Below are 889 nucleotides of genomic sequence, written 5' to 3'. Positions count from 1 at the left end.
CCTGTATGCTTAAGAATTTTATTGTGACGAAGTTCTTCCAGAACCTGTTGCCCGCTCTTTCCGGGGCCTAGGTTATAGTCGCACAAAATAATATCAAACTCTTCATGCTCACAACGAGCAACGGCGTCTTCACCATTCCCCGTTACCTCGATACTCTCAACCCCAAACGCTCTGATCATTTGGCGTATTGAAAGACGAAAGTTTTCGAAATCATCGACAACCAAAAAGCGCAGATTGCGATAGTATTTGGCTAGCTGAATTTGTCTTTGCAACTCACTCATAAAACACTTACTTCACTGTTCCTAAATTTAATACTCCTAAGTGTAGACAAAAAATCAAATCAGATAGCGTATATTCAAATATTTCTTTTGACTCACGACACTGAACAATAGAAAATTCAGGCTTTTAACAAGCATGGTCTTATCTATCTAATATGGAATTCCCTTCTTTTATCGATATTGAATACAGCACACCAGATGAAGGCGGTTTTCCAACTGCAATTACCTGGTCACTAGCCAACGGCCAAATCAAGTCTGTACTTATTATCCCTGATGACGAATGGGACCCTTGGGACAATACCGACAGCACCGTAGATCTTCAATTTCTTTTTGATCAAGGTGTTTCCGGGCCTGACGTAATTCGAGAACTAAACCAGGACTTGGATGGCCAAACAGTTTTTATTGATGGCCTAGATGAAGATGAAGCCTTATTAGAACTGCTATTCGAGACTTATAATAACGAACTAGGCTTTGAAATAGCTTCAATCACCCAGCTCTTTAGCTCTCACCCACTAGAAACGCTGCTAGCGAAACGAAATGACCTGGCTATCGAGAACCAGCTTGATATTGACTCAATTGAAGACAATGTTCGCGCACTGCTTCACCTAAGC

2 protein-coding genes are annotated in these 889 nt (G+C 41.2%); one reads left to right on the top strand and one right to left on the bottom strand.

Features of this window, described 5'->3' with window-relative positions; all coding sequences use genetic code 11:
* A partial coding sequence (locus A3729_RS17115) for a response regulator (RefSeq protein WP_156497985.1) occupies positions 1-281 on the bottom strand: 281 nt, incomplete at its 3' end.
* A gap of 152 nt (positions 282-433) precedes the next feature.
* Here A3729_RS17115 and A3729_RS17110 point away from each other — a divergent pair.
* On the top strand, positions 434-889 hold a 456-nt coding region (locus A3729_RS17110; protein WP_068634114.1), incomplete at its 3' end, for a hypothetical protein.

It is taken from the genome of Oleiphilus sp. HI0043, assembly GCF_001634935.1.
Note: the sequence above shows the minus strand (reverse complement) of the source record. Positions and strands in the feature narration are given on the sequence as shown.